Origin of the sequence: Caballeronia sp. SBC1 (assembly GCF_011493005.1) — a bacterium.
GTDB lineage: Bacteria > Pseudomonadota > Gammaproteobacteria > Burkholderiales > Burkholderiaceae > Caballeronia.
Window position 1 is genome coordinate 988,623 of the sequence record NZ_CP049158.1, and the last position, 19,739, is coordinate 1,008,361.

The 19,739-nt window shown below is 59.6% G+C and carries 19 protein-coding genes; 11 read left to right on the forward strand and 8 right to left on the reverse strand.

All coding sequences use genetic code 11. The features are described from left to right. Positions 1 to 12: 12 nt before the first annotated feature. The 4 genes from SBC1_RS31255 to xylA form a co-directional block, all read right to left on the reverse strand. Entirely contained in the window at positions 13 to 1,212 is a 1,200-nt protein-coding gene (locus SBC1_RS31255) for a sugar ABC transporter permease (protein ID WP_165104182.1), read from the reverse strand. Further along, positions 1,209 to 2,765 carry a D-xylose ABC transporter ATP-binding protein gene (gene xylG / locus SBC1_RS31260; RefSeq protein ID WP_165104184.1) on the reverse strand — a complete coding sequence of 519 codons (1,557 nt, stop codon included), beginning with the start codon at positions 2,763 to 2,765 and terminating at the stop codon, positions 1,209 to 1,211. The genes SBC1_RS31255 and xylG overlap by 4 nt, the downstream gene beginning before the upstream one ends. A gap of 97 nt (positions 2,766 to 2,862) precedes the next feature. Further along, complete coding sequence (gene xylF, locus SBC1_RS31265; RefSeq protein WP_165104186.1) at positions 2,863 to 3,891, reverse strand: D-xylose ABC transporter substrate-binding protein; 1,029 nt, start codon at positions 3,889 to 3,891, stop codon at positions 2,863 to 2,865. A 241-nt stretch (positions 3,892 to 4,132) separates the two neighbouring features. Next, entirely contained in the window at positions 4,133 to 5,449 is a 1,317-nt protein-coding gene (gene xylA / locus SBC1_RS31270; protein WP_165104188.1) for a xylose isomerase, read from the reverse strand. Positions 5,450 to 5,703: 254 nt separating this feature from the next. On the opposite strand from xylA, the gene SBC1_RS31275 reads away from it, so the two are divergent. Both SBC1_RS31275 and SBC1_RS31280 read left to right on the forward strand, forming a co-directional pair. After that, entirely contained in the window at positions 5,704 to 6,912 is a 1,209-nt protein-coding gene (locus SBC1_RS31275; RefSeq protein ID WP_165104190.1) for a DNA-binding transcriptional regulator, read from the forward strand. Positions 6,913 to 6,924: 12 nt separating this feature from the next. Continuing rightward, a complete protein-coding gene (locus SBC1_RS31280) occupies positions 6,925 to 8,010 on the forward strand; it encodes an aldose epimerase family protein (RefSeq protein ID WP_165104192.1) in 1,086 nt (361 codons plus the stop codon). A gap of 13 nt (positions 8,011 to 8,023) precedes the next feature. Here SBC1_RS31280 and SBC1_RS31285 read toward each other — a convergent pair whose 3' ends face one another. Further along, on the reverse strand, positions 8,024 to 8,398 hold the full coding sequence (locus SBC1_RS31285; RefSeq protein ID WP_165104194.1) for a cupredoxin family copper-binding protein: 375 nt from the start codon (positions 8,396 to 8,398) through the stop codon (positions 8,024 to 8,026). Positions 8,399 to 8,424: 26 nt separating this feature from the next. Continuing rightward, complete coding sequence (locus SBC1_RS31290) at positions 8,425 to 9,390, reverse strand: metallophosphoesterase (protein ID WP_165104196.1); 966 nt, start codon at positions 9,388 to 9,390, stop codon at positions 8,425 to 8,427. A gap of 276 nt (positions 9,391 to 9,666) precedes the next feature. Between SBC1_RS31290 and SBC1_RS31295 the strand changes: the two genes are divergently transcribed. The 4 genes from SBC1_RS31295 to SBC1_RS31310 all read left to right on the forward strand — a co-directional run bounded on the left by SBC1_RS31295 (position 9,667) and on the right by SBC1_RS31310 (position 12,553). Continuing rightward, positions 9,667 to 10,275, forward strand: coding sequence for an RNA polymerase sigma factor (locus tag SBC1_RS31295; RefSeq protein ID WP_165104198.1), 609 nt, complete (start codon positions 9,667 to 9,669; stop codon positions 10,273 to 10,275). Next, entirely contained in the window at positions 10,265 to 10,966 is a 702-nt protein-coding gene (locus SBC1_RS31300) for an anti-sigma factor (protein WP_165104201.1), read from the forward strand. Before SBC1_RS31295 ends, SBC1_RS31300 begins: the two co-directional genes overlap by 11 nt. A 656-nt stretch (positions 10,967 to 11,622) precedes the next feature. Further along, positions 11,623 to 11,988, forward strand: a complete 366-nt coding sequence (locus SBC1_RS31305; protein ID WP_370469669.1) for a hypothetical protein — start codon at positions 11,623 to 11,625, stop codon at positions 11,986 to 11,988. A 25-nt stretch (positions 11,989 to 12,013) separates the two neighbouring features. Beyond that, entirely contained in the window at positions 12,014 to 12,553 is a 540-nt protein-coding gene (locus SBC1_RS31310; RefSeq protein WP_165104206.1) for a YMGG-like glycine zipper-containing protein, read from the forward strand. A gap of 92 nt (positions 12,554 to 12,645) precedes the next feature. Here SBC1_RS31310 and SBC1_RS31315 read toward each other — a convergent pair whose 3' ends face one another. Continuing rightward, positions 12,646 to 13,470 (reverse strand): IclR family transcriptional regulator, encoded by an 825-nt coding sequence (locus SBC1_RS31315; protein WP_165104208.1) that lies wholly within the window; start codon positions 13,468 to 13,470, stop codon positions 12,646 to 12,648. Positions 13,471 to 13,637: 167 nt separating this feature from the next. Here SBC1_RS31315 and SBC1_RS31320 point away from each other — a divergent pair, with 167 nt between their 5' ends. The 5 genes from SBC1_RS31320 to SBC1_RS31340 all read left to right on the forward strand — a co-directional run bounded on the left by SBC1_RS31320 (position 13,638) and on the right by SBC1_RS31340 (position 17,859). Then, entirely contained in the window at positions 13,638 to 14,405 is a 768-nt protein-coding gene (locus tag SBC1_RS31320; protein ID WP_165104211.1) for an ABC transporter substrate-binding protein, read from the forward strand. 31 nt (positions 14,406 to 14,436) lie between these two features. Continuing rightward, positions 14,437 to 15,093 carry an amino acid ABC transporter permease gene (locus SBC1_RS31325; protein ID WP_165104213.1) on the forward strand — a complete coding sequence of 219 codons (657 nt, stop codon included), beginning with the start codon at positions 14,437 to 14,439 and terminating at the stop codon, positions 15,091 to 15,093. Continuing rightward, positions 15,090 to 15,836 carry an amino acid ABC transporter ATP-binding protein gene (locus tag SBC1_RS31330; RefSeq protein ID WP_165104216.1) on the forward strand — a complete coding sequence of 249 codons (747 nt, stop codon included), beginning with the start codon at positions 15,090 to 15,092 and terminating at the stop codon, positions 15,834 to 15,836. The genes SBC1_RS31325 and SBC1_RS31330 overlap by 4 nt, the downstream gene beginning before the upstream one ends. Positions 15,837 to 15,845: 9 nt before the next feature. Further along, positions 15,846 to 17,138, forward strand: a complete 1,293-nt coding sequence (locus tag SBC1_RS31335; RefSeq protein WP_165104218.1) for an FAD-binding oxidoreductase — start codon at positions 15,846 to 15,848, stop codon at positions 17,136 to 17,138. 250 nt (positions 17,139 to 17,388) lie between these two features. Next, a complete protein-coding gene (locus SBC1_RS31340) occupies positions 17,389 to 17,859 on the forward strand; it encodes a hypothetical protein (protein WP_165104220.1) in 471 nt (156 codons plus the stop codon). Between the two features lie 160 nt (positions 17,860 to 18,019). Here the strand turns inward: SBC1_RS31340 and SBC1_RS31345 are convergent, their stop codons facing one another. Continuing rightward, entirely contained in the window at positions 18,020 to 19,552 is a 1,533-nt protein-coding gene (locus SBC1_RS31345; protein ID WP_165104222.1) for a GGDEF domain-containing protein, read from the reverse strand. Positions 19,553 to 19,739 lie beyond the last annotated feature (187 nt).

Below are 19,739 nucleotides of genomic sequence, written 5' to 3' on the forward strand. Positions count from 1 at the left end.
GGTCACTTCTGGTTAGCGCTGGTTAGAGCCCGACACAACGTCGATCCACACCGCGAGCACGAGAATGCCGCCCTTCACGATCATCTGCCAATACGAATCAACGTCGAGCATCGACATGCCATTGTCCAGGCTCGCCATGACCAGCGCCCCGATCAACGCGCCATAGACGGTTCCCGATCCACCGCGCATGGACGTGCCGCCGATAAAGCACGCGGCAATGGCGTCGAGCTCACCCATTGTTCCCGCCGACGGCGACCCGGCCGCGAGCCGCGCCGTGTTGACCAACCCGGCAAGCGCGCACATCAGGCCCATCAACGCGAAGATCACCAACTTCACGCGGTTCGTATTCACGCCCGACAAACGGGTCGCTTCGAGGTTTGAACCAACCGCATAAATGCGCCGCCCGAATACGGTCTGCGTAGCGATATAGGTGAAAATACCGAGTAACGCCAGCAGCAACAATACCGGCACGGGAATTCCGCCGTACTGGTTCAGCGTGGTCACGAACGCAACCAGTACGAGCCCGGCCGCGACAATCTTCACGCCGTCCTGCCACAGCGGCACTACCGGCAAGCTGTAACGCAAATGGTTCTGCCGCTGGCGCACGGTCAACGCGACCAGCAACGCGAACAGTACGATTGCAAGCGCATTGCCCGCCATGCGCGGTAAATATCCCTGGCCGATGAACACCAGGTTGCTGGAGACCGGCGCGATAGTCGAACCGCCGGTCACACCCAGCAGAACGCCCCGATACGCGAGCATGCCGCCAAGCCCGACAATGAACGACGGCACCCGTAAATAAGTCGACCACCAGCCGTTGAACATGCCGATCGCGATGCCGAGCAGCATTACCGCCGGCACGGTGAACTGGATTGGCCAGTGATGCGAGACATCGAGAATAGCGGCCACGCCGCCGAGCAGACCGAGCAACGAGCCAACCGACAAATCGATCTCGCCCGAGATGATCACGAACACCATGCCGCACGCGAGCATGCCGGTGATCGACATCTGCCGGAGCAGGTTCGAAAGATTGCGCGGCGTGACGAACGCGCCATCGGTAAGGAAGGAAAAGAAGATCCAGATGACGGTGACCGCAAGCAACAGCGCCAGCAACTTGTAACGCGTGAAAAGCTGCTTGAAGCGCTGCCCGGATGTGGTGCTGGCGCCGCCGGTGGCGCCGCGTTTGGGCGACGAGGTGACGTCAGGAGTCATGCGACGCTCGCTTGAAAAGAGTTTGTCTGTGGGGTCGCGCGGATAGCCGCCGCCAGGATATGTTCTTGTGTGAGCCCTTCATTGATAAAGTCGCCACGCAGTTGGCCCTCACCTATGACCAGCACGCGGTCACTCACGCCAAGCACTTCATTGAGTTCCGACGACACCACGATGATCGACACGCCGCGCCGGGCCAGCGCGAACATGAGTTTGTAGATCTCGAACTTGGCGCCTACATCGACGCCCCGCGTGGGTTCGTCGAGGATAAGAATTGCCGGGTCGGTCAATAGCATCTTGGTCAGCACGGCCTTCTGCTGATTGCCGCCGGACAGGCTCGCGATGGACAACATAGGCGTGGCGGCGCGCACGGAGAGCCGCTTCATTTCGGTGTGGATCGTGTCGAGTTCGGCAGCGGAATCAATGCGGCCACCCTTCGCAAAACGATTCAGCACGGCAAGCGTGATGTTATGTCCCACGCCGAGTTGCGGCACGATGCCGTGACGCTTGCGGTCCTCGGGCACCATGCCGATACCGGCGTCGATCGCATGGGCCGGCGTCTTGATCTTCAGGCGCTTGCCGTTCAGATAAACCTCCGCTTCGCTGATACCCGGGTAAGCGCCGAAGATTGCTTGCATCAATTCGGTCCGCCCTGCGCCGACCAGGCCGGCAACGCCAAGAATCTCTCCCTTGCGCAGCGAAAACGAGACGTCATCCACGCGCTTGCGCCGCGCGTTGGTCACATCAAAACAGGTGACGTGGCGTGCCTCGAAAATCACTTCGCCAATGTCGTGCGGCTCGCGCGGGAACAGGTTCTTGATCTCCCGGCCTACCATCATGGAAATGATGCTGTCGGTGCTCAGATCCTTCATGGGCTGCGTGCTGACATGCTTGCCGTCCCGGATCACGGTGATGGTGTCACAGACCGCTTCCACCTCGTCGAGCTTGTGAGAAATGTACACACACGCTACGCCGCGCTTCTTCAGGTCACGCACAATGTCCAGCAAGATCCGGATTTCGCTGGCGGTCAGGGACGACGATGGTTCATCCAGGATCAGCAACTTCGCGCGCTTGTTCAACGCCTTGGCAATCTCTATCAGTTGCTGATGACCGCCGCCGTAATTCATCACGGGCTGAGCCACATTGATGCCGCTGATGTTCAGTTCGCGCAGTAATTCGTCGGCTCGCTGATACATTGCCGCGTAGTTCATGCGGCCGCCGCTCAGCGTGATTTCGTTGCCGAGGAAGATGTTCTCCGCCACAGATAACTGCGGTACCAGCATCAATTCCTGATGGATGATGACAATGCCGGCATCCTCCGTTTCGCGGATAGTAGACGCGCGTAAAGGTTCTCCCTCCCAGCAGATTTCTCCCTCCCACGTGCCATGCGGATAAACCCCGGACAGCACCTTCATCAGGGTCGATTTGCCCGCGCCATTCTCGCCGCACAAACCAACGCATTCCCCGGGCGAGACCACGAGGTCGATACCATCGAGCGCCTTCACACCGCCAAACGTCTTGACGATGCCATGCATTTCCAGCAGCGCGTTTGCCATGCGGTTTTTTCCTGGACAGTGAATCAGCGTGAAGGTCCCGTACACACTTGCTCGTACGCTTTAAGGCCCTCACGCCCGGCATGACGCTAAAGACGTGTCAATTCCCCGCCAACTGGGCCTGTGTATAGAAGCCGTCCTTTATCACGGTGTCGACATTGCTCTTCGTCAGGAGCGTCGGCTGCAGCAACACGGTGTTGACCTGCTTCATGCCGTTGTCGTATTTCGCGTTATAGGCGGGTTGCTGTCCTTTTGCGAGGTCCACCGCCAGTTTGGCCGCTTCGCCTGCAATCAGCTTCAGCGGTTTATAGACGGTCATGGTCTGCGTGCCGTCCACCAGACGCTTGACCGCCGCAAGGTCAGCATCCTGACCGGAGATAGGCACCTTGCCAGCGAGGTGTTGCGCGGCAAGCGCCTGGATAGCGCCACCCGCCGTGCCGTCGTTGGACGCCACAATGGCGTCGATCTTGTTGTTGTTCGCGGTCAGCGCATCTTCGGTTATGCGCAGCGCGGTCGCGGCACTCCATTCCGGCACCCATTGCTGGCCGACAATCTTGATGTCGCCGCGATCAATGGCTGGCTTCAGGATCTTCATCTGCCCTTCACGCAGCATCTTCGCGTTGTTGTCGGTCGGCGCGCCGCCGAGCATGAAGTAGTTACCCTTGGGCTGCGCATTGAACACGCCCTGTGCCTGCATCTCGCCGACCTTTTCGTTGTCGAAGGAGATATAGGCGTCCACATCCGCGTCCAGGATCAGTCGATCGTACGACACCACCTTGATGCCTGCCTTCTTCGCTTCGGCCACCACGTTGCCGAGGGTTTTCGAATTGAACGGCACGATCACGATGACATCGACACCCCGCGAGATCAGGTTTTCAATCTGCGATATCTGCCGTTCTTCGCTGGCGTCAGCCGATTGCACGGACACCTTGGCGCCCAGCTTCGTGGCGGCGGCGACAAAATAATCCCGGTCACGCGACCAGCGCTCAACCCGCAGGTCGTCAATACAGAAGCCAATTTCAGGCTTGTCCTTGCTCGCATAAGCGAGAGAAGGAAGCACGGTCAAACTGGCGAACATCGCTCCACAGACTAGCGATCCGAGTACGGCGCGGCGTTTTGCAGACTTCATGTCTCACTCCTTTTTATGGTTGACTAGCCGATACGTCTCCCTGCGCGGCCGGTCAGGGCAACGCATGTGCGAGAGAGGAGACGTCGGCGGAATCTACTGCTTGCGCCGCGAATACGTGTTCGCGGTCGTCGGTTTTGATGAAGGTCGTTTCTTGATTTTGTCGTTAGCTTGGGCCTTTATTCGCATTAGGCGCAATTGCGAAATCAGCCGGGGCGCTTAATGATTTTCATAGGCAAGCGCGTTACTTATAAATTGCTCTGTTCACGATATTTTCGAGTTGCTCCTGTTGTCCACTCACATGCTGAGGGTTAACACGACGTCCCAGCGCATCGATCGCCAGCGACTCCAGAGAGTAACCGCCAGAGAGGATCTTGCGGCCAAATTCCGTGTCCCAGCCTGCATAACGCTGGGTCTTGAATTCGGCAAGCTTGTCGTTCTCGACCAGGGTGGCTGCCCGTTCCAGCGCGATCGCTATGACATCGATCGCGCCTATATGCCCGAAGAACAGGTCCTCGGGCGCCACGCTCTGACGCCGTACCTTCGCATCGAAATTCATGCCCCCTGTGCTGAAGCCGCCGTGCCTCAGGATTTCATACAGCGCCAGCGTCAGCTCTTCAACGCTGTTCGGAAACTGGTCGGTATCCCAACCGTTTTGCGGATCACCACGATTCGCATCGACACTGCCAAAGATGCCGAGCGCGTAAGCCGTCGCAATCTCGTGGTGAAACGAATGTCCCGCGAGCGTTGCATGATTCGCCTCAATGTTCACGCGGATTTCATTTTGCAAACCGAACTGCGCGAGAAAACCGTGGACCGTTGCCACGTCGTAGTCGTACTGGTGCTTGGTCGGCTCCTGCGGTTTCGGCTCGATCAGCAACGCACCCTTGAAACCCGTCTTGTGCTTATGCTCTACCACCATGTTGAGGAAACGCCCAAGCTGATCCCGCTCACGCTTAAGGTCGGTGTTCAGCAGCGTGTCATAACCCTCGCGGCCGCCCCACAACACATAGTTCTCACCTCCAAGCCGATGCGTGGCCTCGAGCGCCTGGAACACCTGAGTGGCCGCGAACGCAAACACTTCAGGGTTGGGATTGGTCGCGGCTCCCGCAGCGTATCGCGGATGTGAGAACAGGTTCGCCGTACCCCACAATAACTTGACGCCGGTTTGCTCCTGCTTCGCCGCCAGATAGTCCGTGACGCCTTTGAAGTTGTTGACGTAATGCTTGATGCTGTCACCTTCGGGCGCGACGTCCGTGTCGTGGAAGGTGTAATACGGCGCACCCAGTTTGGAGAAGAACTCGAACGCCGAGTCGGCTTTCACGTGGGCTCGTTCTATTGCGTCGCCGGGTTGCTGCCACGGCCGGTGAAAGGTGCCCTGCCCGAACATGTCCACGCCGGGCCATACGAACGTGTGCCAGTAACAAACGGCGAGACGCAAGTGATCCTCCATGCGCTTGCCGAGGACCAGCTTGTCGCGATCGTAATGACGAAAGGCAAAAGGATTGTCGGACTGCGGGCCTTCATAACGCACGGCCGGCAAATGTTCGAAATACGACATGAGCGTCTCCTTCTTTTTAATGTGACACCATGCTGCCAGCATCGTCGCTCACCGGGCAATTGCGAAATCCGCCAGCGCTCATGGTGTTTCTGAAGCTAAGTCATAATCAGGCTGGCGGTTGGCGGATGCGCTGGCCTAGAATCAGCAAACGCTAAAAAGATCCCGTAAAAAAACAGGCGCATATTGCGCTGCAACGGAGACGATGGACATATCGCGGCACTGCAGTAGCGAGGTATGCATCCATCCGGAGTTCGATGACACGACCACAGACCGCTCAAGCTTCGCACCGGATCGCGCTGCTGTTCAACGCGAACAAGGTGTATGACCGCGAGGTCATTACCGGTATAGGCAATTATTTGCTGTCCACGCGCGTCGCATGGGATCTCTTCCTGGAGGAAGATTTTCGCTGCCGGCTAAACGGCATCGAACGCTTCGAAGGCGACGGCATCATCGCGGATTTCGACGATCCGGCGGTGGCCGAAGCACTTGGAGATTCGCAACTGCCCGTGGTCGCCGTGGGTTCGTCCTATGCGGACCCGGCGTGTTATCCAGCCAGGCTGCCGTATATTGCGACCGACAACGCGAAGCTGATGTCGCTTGCGTACACGCATCTGATCGGTGCAGGCTTGCAGCGTTTTGCACTTTACAGCCTGCCTGAAGCGCCCGAAAACCGCTGGGCGCAAGAACGTGAACTGGCCTTCAAGGCGCTGCTCGCAGCCGATGGGCTGGAGGCGGATATTCATCGCGGCCTGCCGACCAGCGCGCCGGTCTGGAGTCAGGCAAGCGCCCAACTGACTTCGTGGCTCGAGAGCCTGCCGAAGCCCGTTGGCGTGATCGCCGTGACCGATGCCCGCGCGCGGCATCTGTTGCAGGCGTGTCTCATCTCGGGTATTCCCGTACCCGAGCAAGTGGCCATCATTGGCATAGACAACGATCCCCTGACCCGCTCGCTCACGCGCATTCCGCTGTCTTCCGTGATCCAGGGAACCGAGGAAATGGGCCGAACCGCTGCTCATTTGCTGCACCAGATGCTGGGCGGCGCGCGCTTTCACGGCAGGCGCATCCTCGTGCCGCCAGTGGGCATCAACGTGCTCGAATCAACGCGTCATCAACCGGTGTCGAGCCCCTATGTCATGCGTGCCCGCCATTACATCCGGCAATACGGATGCCAGGGCATCAAGACCGAACAGGTGGCCGACTACGTGGGTGTATCGCGCTCGTCGCTGGAGGATCACTTCCGCCGCGAACTCGGCTGCACCGTGCATCAGGAGATACTGAATCACAAACTCGAGATTGCGAAGCAACTCCTCGCGCGTCACGATTTATCCAGCGCCGAAGTCGCCATCCGCTGCGGCTTCACATCGCTGCAATACATGTACGCCGTGTTCCGTCGCGAGCTGGACTGTACGCCGCGCGAATATCAGGAGCGCCTGCCGGTCGCGCCCTGCGCACAACCCGGCTGATCCCCGCTCTTCATGAATCTCTCCGATATGCCCACCCCTCTCCGCCCCGGCTCCGCGCGCGTCAGTGTCGAACGCTGGGGTGAGTTGCCCGGCGGCGATGTGGCGCGTCTGTTCACGCTGCGCAATGTGCACGGCATGCGCGTCGCGATCAGCGATCTCGGTGCGACGCTGGTCTCGTGGAATACCGCCGATCGCGCGGGCCGCGTGGCAGATGTCCTGCTGGGTCACGACACGCCCGCTGAATATTTCGCCGGCCGTGCTTATCTGGGCGGCGTGATCGGACGCTGGGCAAACCGCATTGAGAACGCGCGCTTCGCGCTCGACAACGTTGCGTATTCGCTTGATCGCAACGAGGGCGACAACCTGCTGCATGGCGGCGCGGCGGGCTTTCATCGCGCGCTATGGGACGCCCGGGAAGTGGACGGAGGACTGGTCCTCACGCATGAGTCACCGGAAGGCGACGCGGGCTTCCCAGGTAATGTGTCAACCACATTACGCTACACGCTTGACGACGATGGCACGCTGACGCTCGCGTATGAAGCCGTATCCGATGCGCCTACGCCGCTCAACCTGACGAACCACGCCTGCTTCAATCTGTCGGGTGACGAAACGACCGATATCCGCGGCCACGTGATTTCCATCGATGCCGACACATTCTTCGAAGTCGACGCAGCGCTAATTCCCGAAGGCCGCGCGCAGGTAGCGGGCCATGCGTTCGATTTCCGCGCAAGCGCTCCGGTCGGTGCAAGGCTGGACTGGCCGCACGATCAGCTCACGCGTGCCGGCGGCTTCGATCATTGTTATGTCATAGGTGAAAGCGGCAACACGCTCAAGCCCGTCGTGCGGCTCTACGACCCCGGCAGTGGCCGCGAGTTGACGATGGGAACCAGCGCACCCGGTGTGCAGTTCTATACCGGCAATCACCTGGATGGCATTGTGGGACGGCATGGACGGCGTTACGGGAAGCACGCCGGCCTGTGTCTGCAGGCCGGCGCTTTCCCGAACCAGGTCAACATGGCGGACGCGGGCAGCGTGATCGTGCGGCCCGGTGAACCGTACCGGCAGGTCACGTGGTATCGGCTGGGCCTGCAGCAATAGCTCGTAGCCCCTTCTATTTCACAACGATCGTGCCCGTCATATGCGGATGAATCGAGCAGAAATATTTATACGTGCCGGGCTTCAGGAACGTCTGTGAAAAGTGCTCCCCGGAATCGAGCGGCGCCGATTTGAATTCGCGCGGCGTTGCATCGTTGACGATGGTATGAGGCATGTCGTCGTGGTTCTCCCACGTCACAGTCGAGCCTGCCGCAACCGACAACTGAGCAGGACTAAACGAAAAATTGTCGATCACTACGGTAGCGGCCGGCTTCGCCTCGGCGGCGAATACGGGTGCAGCCGCCAGCGCCGCCGCAAAGCATAATGCGGCCATTGTTTTGGCAGCGGTCTTGGCTATCCATACGCCTTGAAGGTCCGGCATTTTCATCATCGTTCTCCGCTCTATTAAAAGGCTGCTCATACGCTGAGCCGTGTATCGACAATGGCCAGTTCGGCCTTGCCCGGGACATAGTTGACCGTGCGTACGCCCAGCATCTTGCGTAGCGTGTCGGCGGGAACTTTCATCGGACCGGGACCTGCTGCCGTGCCGGGCGCTGGTTGCGGAAAAGCGGTCGACAATGCCGAATAGAAGTTGATTTCACCTTCGACTTTTTGCGCGACCTGATGCACGTGGCCGTTAAGCACCGTGACCGAGCCGAAACGCTTCATCATCGCTAGCGCCTGCGCGCTGTCATCCGTACCCCAGCCCCACTGCGGATACAAAGACCAGAGGGGGATATGCGCGAACACGACAATCGGCGTGCTGCTCGTGCGCGCATGCAAGTCTTGCTTCAGCCACGCTAGTTGCTCATCGCCGAGAAATCCCAGGCCACCCCCGCGCAGATCCAGCACATTGGTCAAGCCGATGAAATGCACCCCGCCCTGATCGAAGCTGTACCACTTGGGGTCCGCAGGTTTGGCGAAGCGCTCGAAATACGAACCGCCGTCGTCAACGAGAACGTCGTGTTCGCCGGGTACGTAGTGCACATCGAGCCCGGCGCTCTGGATGATCTGCGTGGCGGTGTCGAACTCGCCGGGCTTGGACAGGTGGCTGATGTCGCCGGTGTGGATGATGAACCTGGGCTTCTCCGAACTCGCGCGGATCTTGTCGACGGCCTCTGACAGGGTGCTTGCAGGATCGAGGTTCGGGTCCTTGCTGAAGCCAATATGACTGTCGCTGATCTGCACGAAGCTGAACGCATGACGATCGGTTTCGGCAGCCTGTGCGGTGCCCCCAATCAGCTTCGAGCCCGGCACGCCGCCGTTCAGGGTCCACAGCATGCCTGCACCGGCCCATGCCATGCACGTGAGTGCAGTGCGCCGCCTGGCGCCGTGTGCCGTAAGGGGGTCGGGCGGGAGAATCTTTTTGTCGAGGTCGGGCATGAACGGCTCCTGGTGGATGGGTGTGCGAAACGGGTATGCAAAGTGGATATGCATTGCCCCATGCCCATCAAACTCGGAGGTCCGACGCTTTATTCCGGGTATATTTTTTTGCCGAACTCGCATAATCGGGAATAAATCAGGCGACTGACCGGTAAGTAGAGTTGGGAGCCAGCGTCTTGTATTGCGGTATTTCAGCATTGCGGACCGACCGGCGACCCGTCATGTGCGTTGGCGCGTGGCGCACGTTCAGAAAGTTCCACGGCAGGGAGAGTACCGATGGCGAAGCACTCGCCGAATCGCTTCGACGCGGTGATGCTGCCGCATCTGGACGCGGCGTATAACCTTGCGCGCTGGCTGAGCGGCAGTCCTGCGGACGCTGACGATGTCGTGCAGGAAGCCTTCCTGAGAGCCTTTCGTTTCTTCGATGGCTACGAGGGCGACAATCCGCGCGCCTGGCTGCTGGCGATCGTGCGCAACACGTGGTTCACCGAATGGCGCAGGCAACATAACCGCGCGGATGCCACGCCCTACGACGACTCACTCAATGTCGACGATCAGCTTCCCGGCTGGGCCGATGAAAGCGGCGACGATCCGGAGAAGCTCGCCGTGCGTCAAGACGAGACCGAACTCGTGCATCGGGCGTTGGCTACGTTGCCAGTTGAATATCGTGAGGTGATCGTGTTGCGTGAACTGGAAGACATGAGCTACAGGGACGTAGCGGCCGTGGCGGGCATCCCGCTGGGCACAGTCATGTCGCGGCTTTCACGCGCGCGCCGCCTCTTGTGCACGGCTGTACGCGCGGCACAGGGCGGGTCGGAACAGCAGGCGATCCGCCTGGTCAAAACACCACCCGCCGGTCCGGAGGAGTCCAAGCGTGGAAACTAGATCCAACTCATCGCTCGCTGAGAAACTGCGCGACGGCTCGCTTTATGAACGTGCTCCGGAATCCTTGCGGGCTCAGGTGCAAGCCCGGTTGAAAGCAGAAACAGCCAGGAAAAGTCCGTCGCTGTGGCCCTGGAACGGGTCGTGGCGCATGGCGGGACTGCCGTTCATTGGCGGAGGAATCGCGGGGATCGGCTTGTGCTCGCTGGTCTTCATGACGCTGCTCTGGACCCAGCAGCCATCCCGTGGCGGGGACCTGCAACAGGAGATCGTTTCGAGCCATGTACGGGCGCTGATGTCGGCTCGCACGATGGATGTGCTGTCGAGCGACCAGCACACGGTGAAGCCCTGGTTCAACGGGCGTATTGACTATGCGCCGCCCGTGGTTGATCCCGAGGCGCAAGGCTTTCCGCTGGTCGGCGGGCGGCTCGACTATGTGGATCACCGTCCCGTTGCCGTCATGATCTACCGGTATCTGAAGCATCCGATCGATTTGTACGTATTCCCCGACGATCATGGCAAAAGCGATGGCAAAAGCGCGTCGTCGTCCACGCCTCTGATCACACAATCCGACGATGGCTATTCGCTCGTCGAGTGGCATCAGGACGGCATGGTGTATTGGGCAATCAGCGATGCATCGCCGGTCTACATCAAGCGGTTCGCCGAAGCGATCAGAGCGGGAACGCGGCAATAAGGAGGACCGCGCTGCTTGACACCGGCTGTCCGAATTTCAAGGGTTTGCGGACAGCCGGGCAAGCATCATGATCCGCATCTTGGTGCGGTCTAACCGGAGCTGCGCTCGCAGTTTTTATCCGGCCTGCTCGCTCGGGCTGCCGGCCACCGTTCTTCACCGGCGCTCCCTACCCTCGCGATTCTGCTCGCTCACAGCCGCGTCAGAACGCTCTCTTCGATCCAGTCGCCCTCCGCGCAAATATTCGCGAGCGCCCGCTCTTGTGCGTGAAGACGATTCGGCGTCTCATGTAAACAACACTGCGCGCCCGGAATTATCGGACGAGCTGATCGTTATCAATCGAAAGAACCCTGCTGCAGGATGGCTTGCGCGAATGCCTTCCTCCGCTTGCAAGCGCCCGGAATGACCGGCTGTTTTCAGGCCAGTTTTCGTGAGAAAAATATTACTTAATACTGTCAATTTTCTTGCGAATGAGTGCGTTAAACGCTGTTTTGTAACGATCGGAAAAATGACGCGTAACGTCTGTAATGGCGCTTCGTGTTCAACTGATTTAGCGTTCAGTTGTGCTCCTTTAATGCAGCGGATTACGGGACGGTCCGATATCTGCTTACGGTAAAAAGTTGGGGAGCGTGTCGTCAAACCAGGTTGGGAGAAATGTCGTGAAACGCCTGAATTCTTGCTTGCCGCTGGCGGCGGCGGCAGTGGTCGCAGCCTGTATCTGCGTGCCGGCGGATGCTGCACGTGTTTTTGTGGGGGTTGGGGTGGGAGTGCCTTATTACTATCCCGTTGCGCCCGTTCCGTATTACTACCCTTACCCGCCGGTCGTGGCTGTACCGGCGCCACCGCCGGTCAACTATGTGGAACAGGGACAAGTGCAGGGTCCGGGGCCGTCAGCCGATGCCTCCGGACAGCAGGGCGGTGCTTCCTGGTACTACTGCGATGCATCGAAAGCGTACTACCCGTATGTGAAGAACTGCCCGTCCGGCTGGCGTCCCGTGGCGCCGCAGCCAGGCAACTCTCAGTAATCCTTGAACGGAAGATCAAAGCGTCATGAAGTATCCAAGACTTGCATTACTCGTTTCAATGGGGGTTTCGCTCGGCATTCTCGGCGGGTGCGCCGTGGTGCCCACGGGACCGAGCGTGATGGCCCTTCCTGGTACCGGCAAGACTTTTGACCAGTTCCGTGCGGACGATGGTTCGTGTCGTCAGTTTGCATATGGACAGGTTGGCGGCGACCAGGCCAATCAGTCCACTACCAATAGCGTGGTAGGCAGCGCGGTAGTCGGCACGGCGCTGGGCGCGGCTGCAGGTGCGGCGTTCAATGGCGGTTCGGGCGCCGCGGTAGGTGCTGGCGCTGGCTTGCTGGCCGGCAGTTTGTTTGGTGCGAGCAACGCACAAGGTTCGGCCTATGACGTACAGCGCCGCTATGACCAGGCGTATCTGCAGTGCATGTATGCAAACGGTAACCGGGTGCCAATGCGCGGGCGAATGATGAGCGCACCACCACCGCAAGGCGTTTATTCGACGCAACCACCGCCTCCGCCACCGCCGCCCGGGATGCCGCCGCCTCCGCCGCCGCAAGGGTATTGAAGAAAGCGAGCTTTCGTTGCGCTTGCGTTGTTTTCGCCGGTTTCGTTCGCACCCGGACAACGGGCTCAGTGGGAGGAGTGCGAACGAAAAACCTATCCGAGAGTACGGATTGAATTGCTGATTCCGCGCGCGCAATCAATCACAGCCGGTGCCAGGCGCTGCTCCGCTTCGGCGAGCGTCCAGCGACTAATGGGCGCAACAACATGCACTGCTCCCACCGGCCGCCGCTCCCCGTCAAGCACGGCCGCTGCAATCGTCATATCGCCGATAAACAACTCCTCCCGATTGGACGCATAGCCGCTGAGCCTTCCCTGCGCCAGCCGCGCGCCGATCTCGCCCAAGTCGGTCACCGTGTACTGCGTATGTGCCACTCGCGCGCTTCCCTCCAGCAGCACGCGTGACTCATCCTCCGGCAACGCCGCCAGATACGCCCTCCCCGATGCCGTGCAATACATCGGAATGCGACTGCCAATAGGCATGTGGATCGGCAAGAACTTCGTACACACGAACCGCCCCACGTACACCATCTCAACGCCATCCGGCTCCGTCAGGTTGGTCGTCTCCCCGGTCACATTCGTCAGCTCCGACAGGAACGGATTCGCGACATCAATCAACGTATCCGCCGCCAGATAGTTAAAGCCAATCTGCATCGCCTTCACCGCAAGCTGGTAACGCTTCGTGCGCGGATGCTTCTTCACATACCCCAGCTTTTCCAGCGTGTAGATCATCCGCTGCGCCGAACTCTTGGTGATTGACGTGGCCTCCGCCACCTCCGGCAGCGTCATGGTCCGCCGCTGCGCGCTGAACGCTCGCAACACCGCAATGCCCTTTTCCAACGACTGATTGAACAACGTATCCGGCGCGTCGTCGGCTACGGCAGGCACGTCCGCAGGAAGGTCCAGCTTGTTTCGGTTCATGGATTTACCCAATTGTTTGGATCGGGGCTCGGGCCCACACTGCAACACTACCATATCGAATATCGATACGCATATTTCGATTGACGATTTTTTTGTCTCGAATAAGATATCTAAAACCTCAATTAATGATTTTTCTTGTCGACCCTTCCCAATTAGTGGAGAGCCTCATGTTCCAGTTCGTCAAACGCTTCGCCTGTGTCTTTGCAACGGGATTGCTGCTCACGGGTGCACCCGCCGTGTCGGTCGCCGCCACGCCCACTTATACGGTCGGGGCGACAGCCACGGGCATTCCGTTCACCTTCCTCGACGTCAAGACCAACTCGATCCAGGGCTTGCTGGTCGACGCCATCACGGCGACCGGCAAGGCATCGGGCTTTGACGTCAGCATCGAACAAACCACGTTCTCCTCATTAATTCCGTCGCTGACGACGAAGAAGATCGACATCATTTCGGCCGCCATGCTGAAGACGCCGGCGCGCCAGCAGGTCGTCGACTTCTCGGACACGGTGTATTCGTATGGCGAAGGCCTCATCGTGCGCGCCGACGACACCGGTAAATACCCGACCATGGACTCGCTTAAAGGCGAAGTGGTGGGTGCCCAGGTAGGCACGGCGTTTGTCGATGCACTGAACAAGAAAGGCATCTTCAAGGAAGTGCGCACCTACGATTCAGTCGCCGACATCATGCGCGACGTTGCGCTCGGACGTATCAAGGCGGGCTTCGGTGACCATCCGATCATCGCTTACCAGCTTCAGCACAACCCGAATCCGCAGTTGCGGCTAGTCGCGGAGTATCAGCCGGAAGTGAAAGGCCAGTTGTGCTTCGTGGTACGCAAGGGCGACACCGCCACGCTCGACCAGTTGAACGCGGGCATCAGGAAGATCAAGACCGACGGCACGCTGATGCAGATCATCAAGAAGTGGCAGGTGGAATAACGACGTCCTCAGCATAGAGAGGATAGAAGCCATGTTCTTCCAGAACGCCATCGAGTTCCTGCCGATCCTGCTGAAAGGCGCGGTCGTCACGATCGAGATCACCTTCTGCTCGTTCATCCTGAGCACGCTGCTCGGCCTCCTGCTGGCGCTGATGCGCGTGTCGTCGAACAAGCTCGCTTCACGCGCCGCAGCCACGTTTATCAACGTGATCCGCGGCCTGCCGATCATCGTCCAGCTTTTTTATATCTACTTCGTGCTGCCCGATCTCGGCGTGCGCCTGAGCGCGTTTCAAGCGGGTTTTATCGGGCTGGGTATCGCTTACTCCGTGTATCAGGCCGAAAATTTTCGCGCGGGTATCCAGGCGATCGATCACGGGCAGATAGAAGCGGCGCAATCCATCGGCATGCGCGGTGCGCTGATCATGCGGCGCGTGGTGTTGCCGCAGGCGTTCAAGATCGCCTTGCCGCCCTATGGCAACACGCTCGTGATGATGCTGAAGGACTCGTCGCTCGCGTCCACCATTACGGTCGCTGAAATGACGCGTGCCGGACAGTTGATCGCGTCGTCGACGTTCCAGAACATGACCGTATTCACGCTGGTTGCGCTGCTGTATCTCGGGCTGAGCCTGCCGCTCGTTTATGGCTTGCGTCGTCTGGAACGCCGTCTCGGCCTCAAGGGGAAACGATGATCAAGGTCGACTCGATTCATAAACGCTTCCACGACCAGGAAGTGCTGAAGGGCGTCAGCCTCAACGTTGAAGCGGGTCAGGTGGTCTGCCTGATCGGTCCGTCGGGGTCGGGCAAGTCAACGCTCTTGCGATGCATCAACGGCCTGGAAAAACATGACGCCGGCACCATTACCGTGGATGGCCGCGCAGTCGACGCGCGCTCCCATCACATTCACGAACTGCGCATGCAGGTGGGCATGGTGTTCCAGCGCTTCAACCTGTTTCCACACCGTACTGCGCTGGAAAATGTATTCGAAGGTCCGGTGTTCGTCAAAAAAGAAGCCCGTGTGCAAGCCCGCGAAAAAGCGCGCCATCTGCTCGACAAGGTCGGGCTCGCACATCGTATGGATGCCTACCCGTCGGAATTGTCGGGTGGTCAGCAGCAACGCGTGGCGATTGCCCGGGCGCTCGCCATGGAGCCCAAGGCCATCCTGTTCGACGAACCTACCTCCGCGCTCGATCCGGAACTGGTCGGTGAGGTCCTGAGCGTCATGCGCCAACTCGCGTATGACGGCATGACCATGATTGTGGTCACGCACGAAATGAGTTTTGCGCGCGAAGTGGCGGACAGGGTGTGCTTTCTCTACGACGGAACGATCTGCGAAGAAGGTGCCGCAGCCGATCTGCTCGAACGTCCGCAACATCCTCGCACACGCGATTTCCTGCGCCGGGTGCTCACCTCCTCCGACGCGCCTTCAACCTGACTATCCAACATGAGCATTGTTGAAGTTGCACGACCCTTGCCGCCCTCTCTCTGGGCCGCGACTGCGGAACCGGCCGTCGATACTCCTCCGCTCGACACGTCCGTCCGAACCGATATTCTTATAGTCGGTGCGGGTTATACGGGTCTGTCGAGCGCATTGCATCTTGCCAGGCACGGCTTGAAAGTCTGCGTGATCGATGCGAATGAACCGGGCTGGGGTGCGTCCGGCCGCAACGGCGGACAGGTGATCCCCGGGCTGAAATACGATCCCGACGAACTCATCCGCCGGTATGGTTCACGCGAAGGCGAAGCGCTCGCGCAGATCGCGGGCAGCGCCGCGGACACGGTCTTCGACCTGATCGAACGTCACCAGATCCAATGCGATGCCACCCGCAATGGCTGGATCCAACCTACGCATTCGGACAAGCTGCTCGGCACGCTGCACGCCCGTGCGCGGCAGTGGGAAGCTCGCGGTGCGCCGGTCGAACTACTCGACCGCGCACAGGTTGCGAAGCGTCTCGGCACGGAAACTTTCGTGGGGGGCTGGATCGACAAACGCGCCGGCAGCGTACAGCCCCTGAGTTATGCGCGTGGACTGGCGCGCGCGGCGAAGGCAGCGGGTGTATCTATTCACAGCGCAACCCGTGCCGTCGCGCTCGAACGGCGTTCCGACGCATGGCGCGTGCGATGTGCGGGCGGTGTGGTCATCGATGCGAAACAGGTGCTGCTCGCAACCAATGGTTATACCGATGCACTTTGGCCCGGCCTCGCGCAATCGGTGATCGCGGCGAACAGTTTCATTGTCGCAACCCGGCCTTTACCCGACGATATTTCCGCAACCGTGCTGCCTGGACGCGAAGTCGCGTCGGACTCGCGGCGGCTCCTGCTGTATTTCCGCAAGGACGCCGCAGGCCGCTTGCTGATGGGCGGCCGCGGTCCCTTCCGCGATCCGCGTACTGCCGCCGATTGGGCGCATCTTGAACGCGCATCGCGGTTGATGTATCCGCAGCTCGAAGGCATTGAATATGAATACCGATGGGCGGGACGCATCGCCATTACGCGTGACTTCCTGCCGCATGTGCACACGCCTGCCGAGGGCTTGACCATAGCGCTGGGTTACAACGGGCGCGGCATCGCGATGGCGACAACCTTGGGCAAACACCTCGCCGCGTTCATGAGCGGCGCGGCAAAGGGGTTGCCTCTCCCGCCGACGTCGATCAAGCCGATCCCCTTTCATGCGTTGCAGCGCATTTATATCAGCGCGGGGGTGGCGTGGTACGGCTTGCTGGATGCGCTGTCCTGACAACTGTCCGATGATGGCCCGCGTGCTTCGCTGCAGACCGGCTTAGGGGTAAGCCGCAACCAGACCGCGCCGGCTCGCCGAAAAAAAACCTCCGGGAACCGAAGAGGCGTAAATTCATTGGATAGGTTCCGGCCGGTTGCGTGGCTCATTTAGGTGGCTCATTTAGGTGGCTCATTTAGGTGGCTCATTTACGCGGCTCATGCAGCGGGTCAAACGTCGAAGTCGGACAAGTCGTACAGGAGGAGTAACCATGAACACAAAACAAAGCAAAAAGGGACATCTCGAAGCCGCAGCGTCGCATCACGAGCAGGCCGCGCGATTTCACCGCGAGGCGTCGCACCATTTCGAAGCGGGCAAGGACCACGACCATGCTGCCCATCAGGCGATCATGGCACATGGTCACGCGCTTCACGCCATAGATGAAGCCAACAGCGTCGTCAAACACAACGCGGGTGCGTCGACTGTACTGCCTCCGCCAACAGGCTCGGCCGAAAACACGACCGCAGCGCAGCATCACGCAGCCGCCGCGGAACTCCATGGGCAAGCGGCGCAGCATCTGCGCCACGCAGCCAAGCTCTTCGACGATGACCGCAGCGCTGTCGCTCACGACACCCAGTTAGCGTTTTCCCTTGCCGTGCGCGCGTTATCCCACGGCAACGAAGCGGCCAGGCAACATGTCACGTCGATGCGTGAGAAAAGTCCGGCGGCCGGCGCCGCATGAGAGCGCGCGTTTGAAAGTAGGTTGCCGGTAGCAAAACATAGACACCATCACCGCCCTGGCCTCTTCAATCAGAACTCGCTGAACGAAACGCCAGGGCGCATCCGTGTAGTGATCCGGCCGTGGGTCGCCGTGGGTGAAGCCGAGGGCATTGCAATCCGACCTAGATCGTGACGGCCGCTCCGCCAAATGGCTCGGCCATGCTGGTTTGGTTTCTGCCAGAAGCCTTTGCCCGATACACGGCCTGGTCTGCCGCTTTGATCAGCGCGAGCGCGTCGGCCACCTCTTCGGTCTCTGTACACGCCACGCCGATGCTCACCGTGATGACCCCATGTTCGCTACCGTTATGTTCAATAGCCAGTCCTCGCACAGCCGCGTGAATAGCGGCTGCAACCACAGCCGCCTCCGCACCGCCCGTCTCGGGCAGCACCACAACAAACTCCTCGCCCCCGAAGCGCGCAGCAATATCGCCCGGCCGCTGGCTGTTACGCGCGATCGCCTGAGCGACGGCGGTTAACGCGTCGTCACCGGCCTGATGACCGTACGTGTCGTTGTAGTTTTTAAACCGGTCGATATCCACGAACAAAAGCGCCAATGGTTTTCCCGAACGTTTGGAACGCTGCCATTCGAGCATGAGACGATCGTCCAGACTGCGGCGGTTACTCAACCCTGTCAGCCCGTCTATACGCGTCATGTCGCGCAACTGTTCCTCTACTAGCAGCCTGTGCCGGAATTCCACGGAGAGAAGCTGCGCGGCAAACAACAGGCCGACAATTAGCAGCGCAGTGACAATGCCGATATACCACGCCCGGCTCGTCCAGTCCGCGAAGACGTAACGGGTCGCGGGCGCAATTATCACGATCATCTTCAGCTTGTCGAACTTGCGAAAGTTATAGAGCCGTTCCTCCCCGTCTGTTCCAGACGTGCCGATGAACGACGTCTCATGCATCTGCCTGAAGCGCTCGAAGTTTTTTCGTCCACTGAAGTTTTCGTCGACCGGGATTCCGTCGTTCGGATAACGCAGGATCACATGGCCGTCGTCCTGCAAGAGCGTGATGTTCCCACCGGGTCCGAGCTGGACGCCCGACAGCAAGTTCTGGAAGTAGTCGAGCCGAAAGGCTGCTACCACCACCCCGGCGAACGAGCCATCAGGATGGTTCACCCGTCGGCTGAACATGAGATCGACTTCGCCAGGATTCAGACGCGACTGCAGTGGACGGCTGACGAACAGTCCAAGATTCGGATTGTCGCGATGAACGGTGAACCATGTGCGATCAGCCAGATCCACGCTGCGCGGAACCGCGCTTGTGGAATCCACAATAATCTTGCCTCTTGAATCGAGGCACAACAACGAGCCTATGTACTGGCTGGCGGTAGCCGATCTGTCGAAGAGAAGTTCCCGCCTCAGGCGGTCCGGCAGCCGCATGACGTCTGCGTCTTGTGCGCCGTCCACGGCCGCTTGAATGGAGAGGTCCGTGAGTTCAGAGGTGTAGGTGATGTCATGTTCAATGACCCGGGCCAGATTGTCCGCGTTTTCGATAGCACGAGCAGTCGCGTCCTGACGCGCCTGCACCAGAACAGCCAGGGCGAACCCAAGCACGATGAGCGAGAAAGCGATGCTGCCAAGACCTATTGCATTCGGATGGCGCGCTAAAGCCGCTCTGAGCCGAAAGAAAATAGTCGGTTTTTTTAACATTCGAAGGCTTCCAACGCTAAGGCGCTATTGTCTGGCGCTTGTCGGACCCGAGCCGGCCCGCGCCTCTTTGCACTTCGTCGATCGACCCTCCCGCTTGAGGGCGGTTTCCCTAAAGCCGCAATCACCCATGCAATCGGTCAATGCCCTGGATGTGCATCCCACCTTTTGATTATTTTGCTTGGCTCCG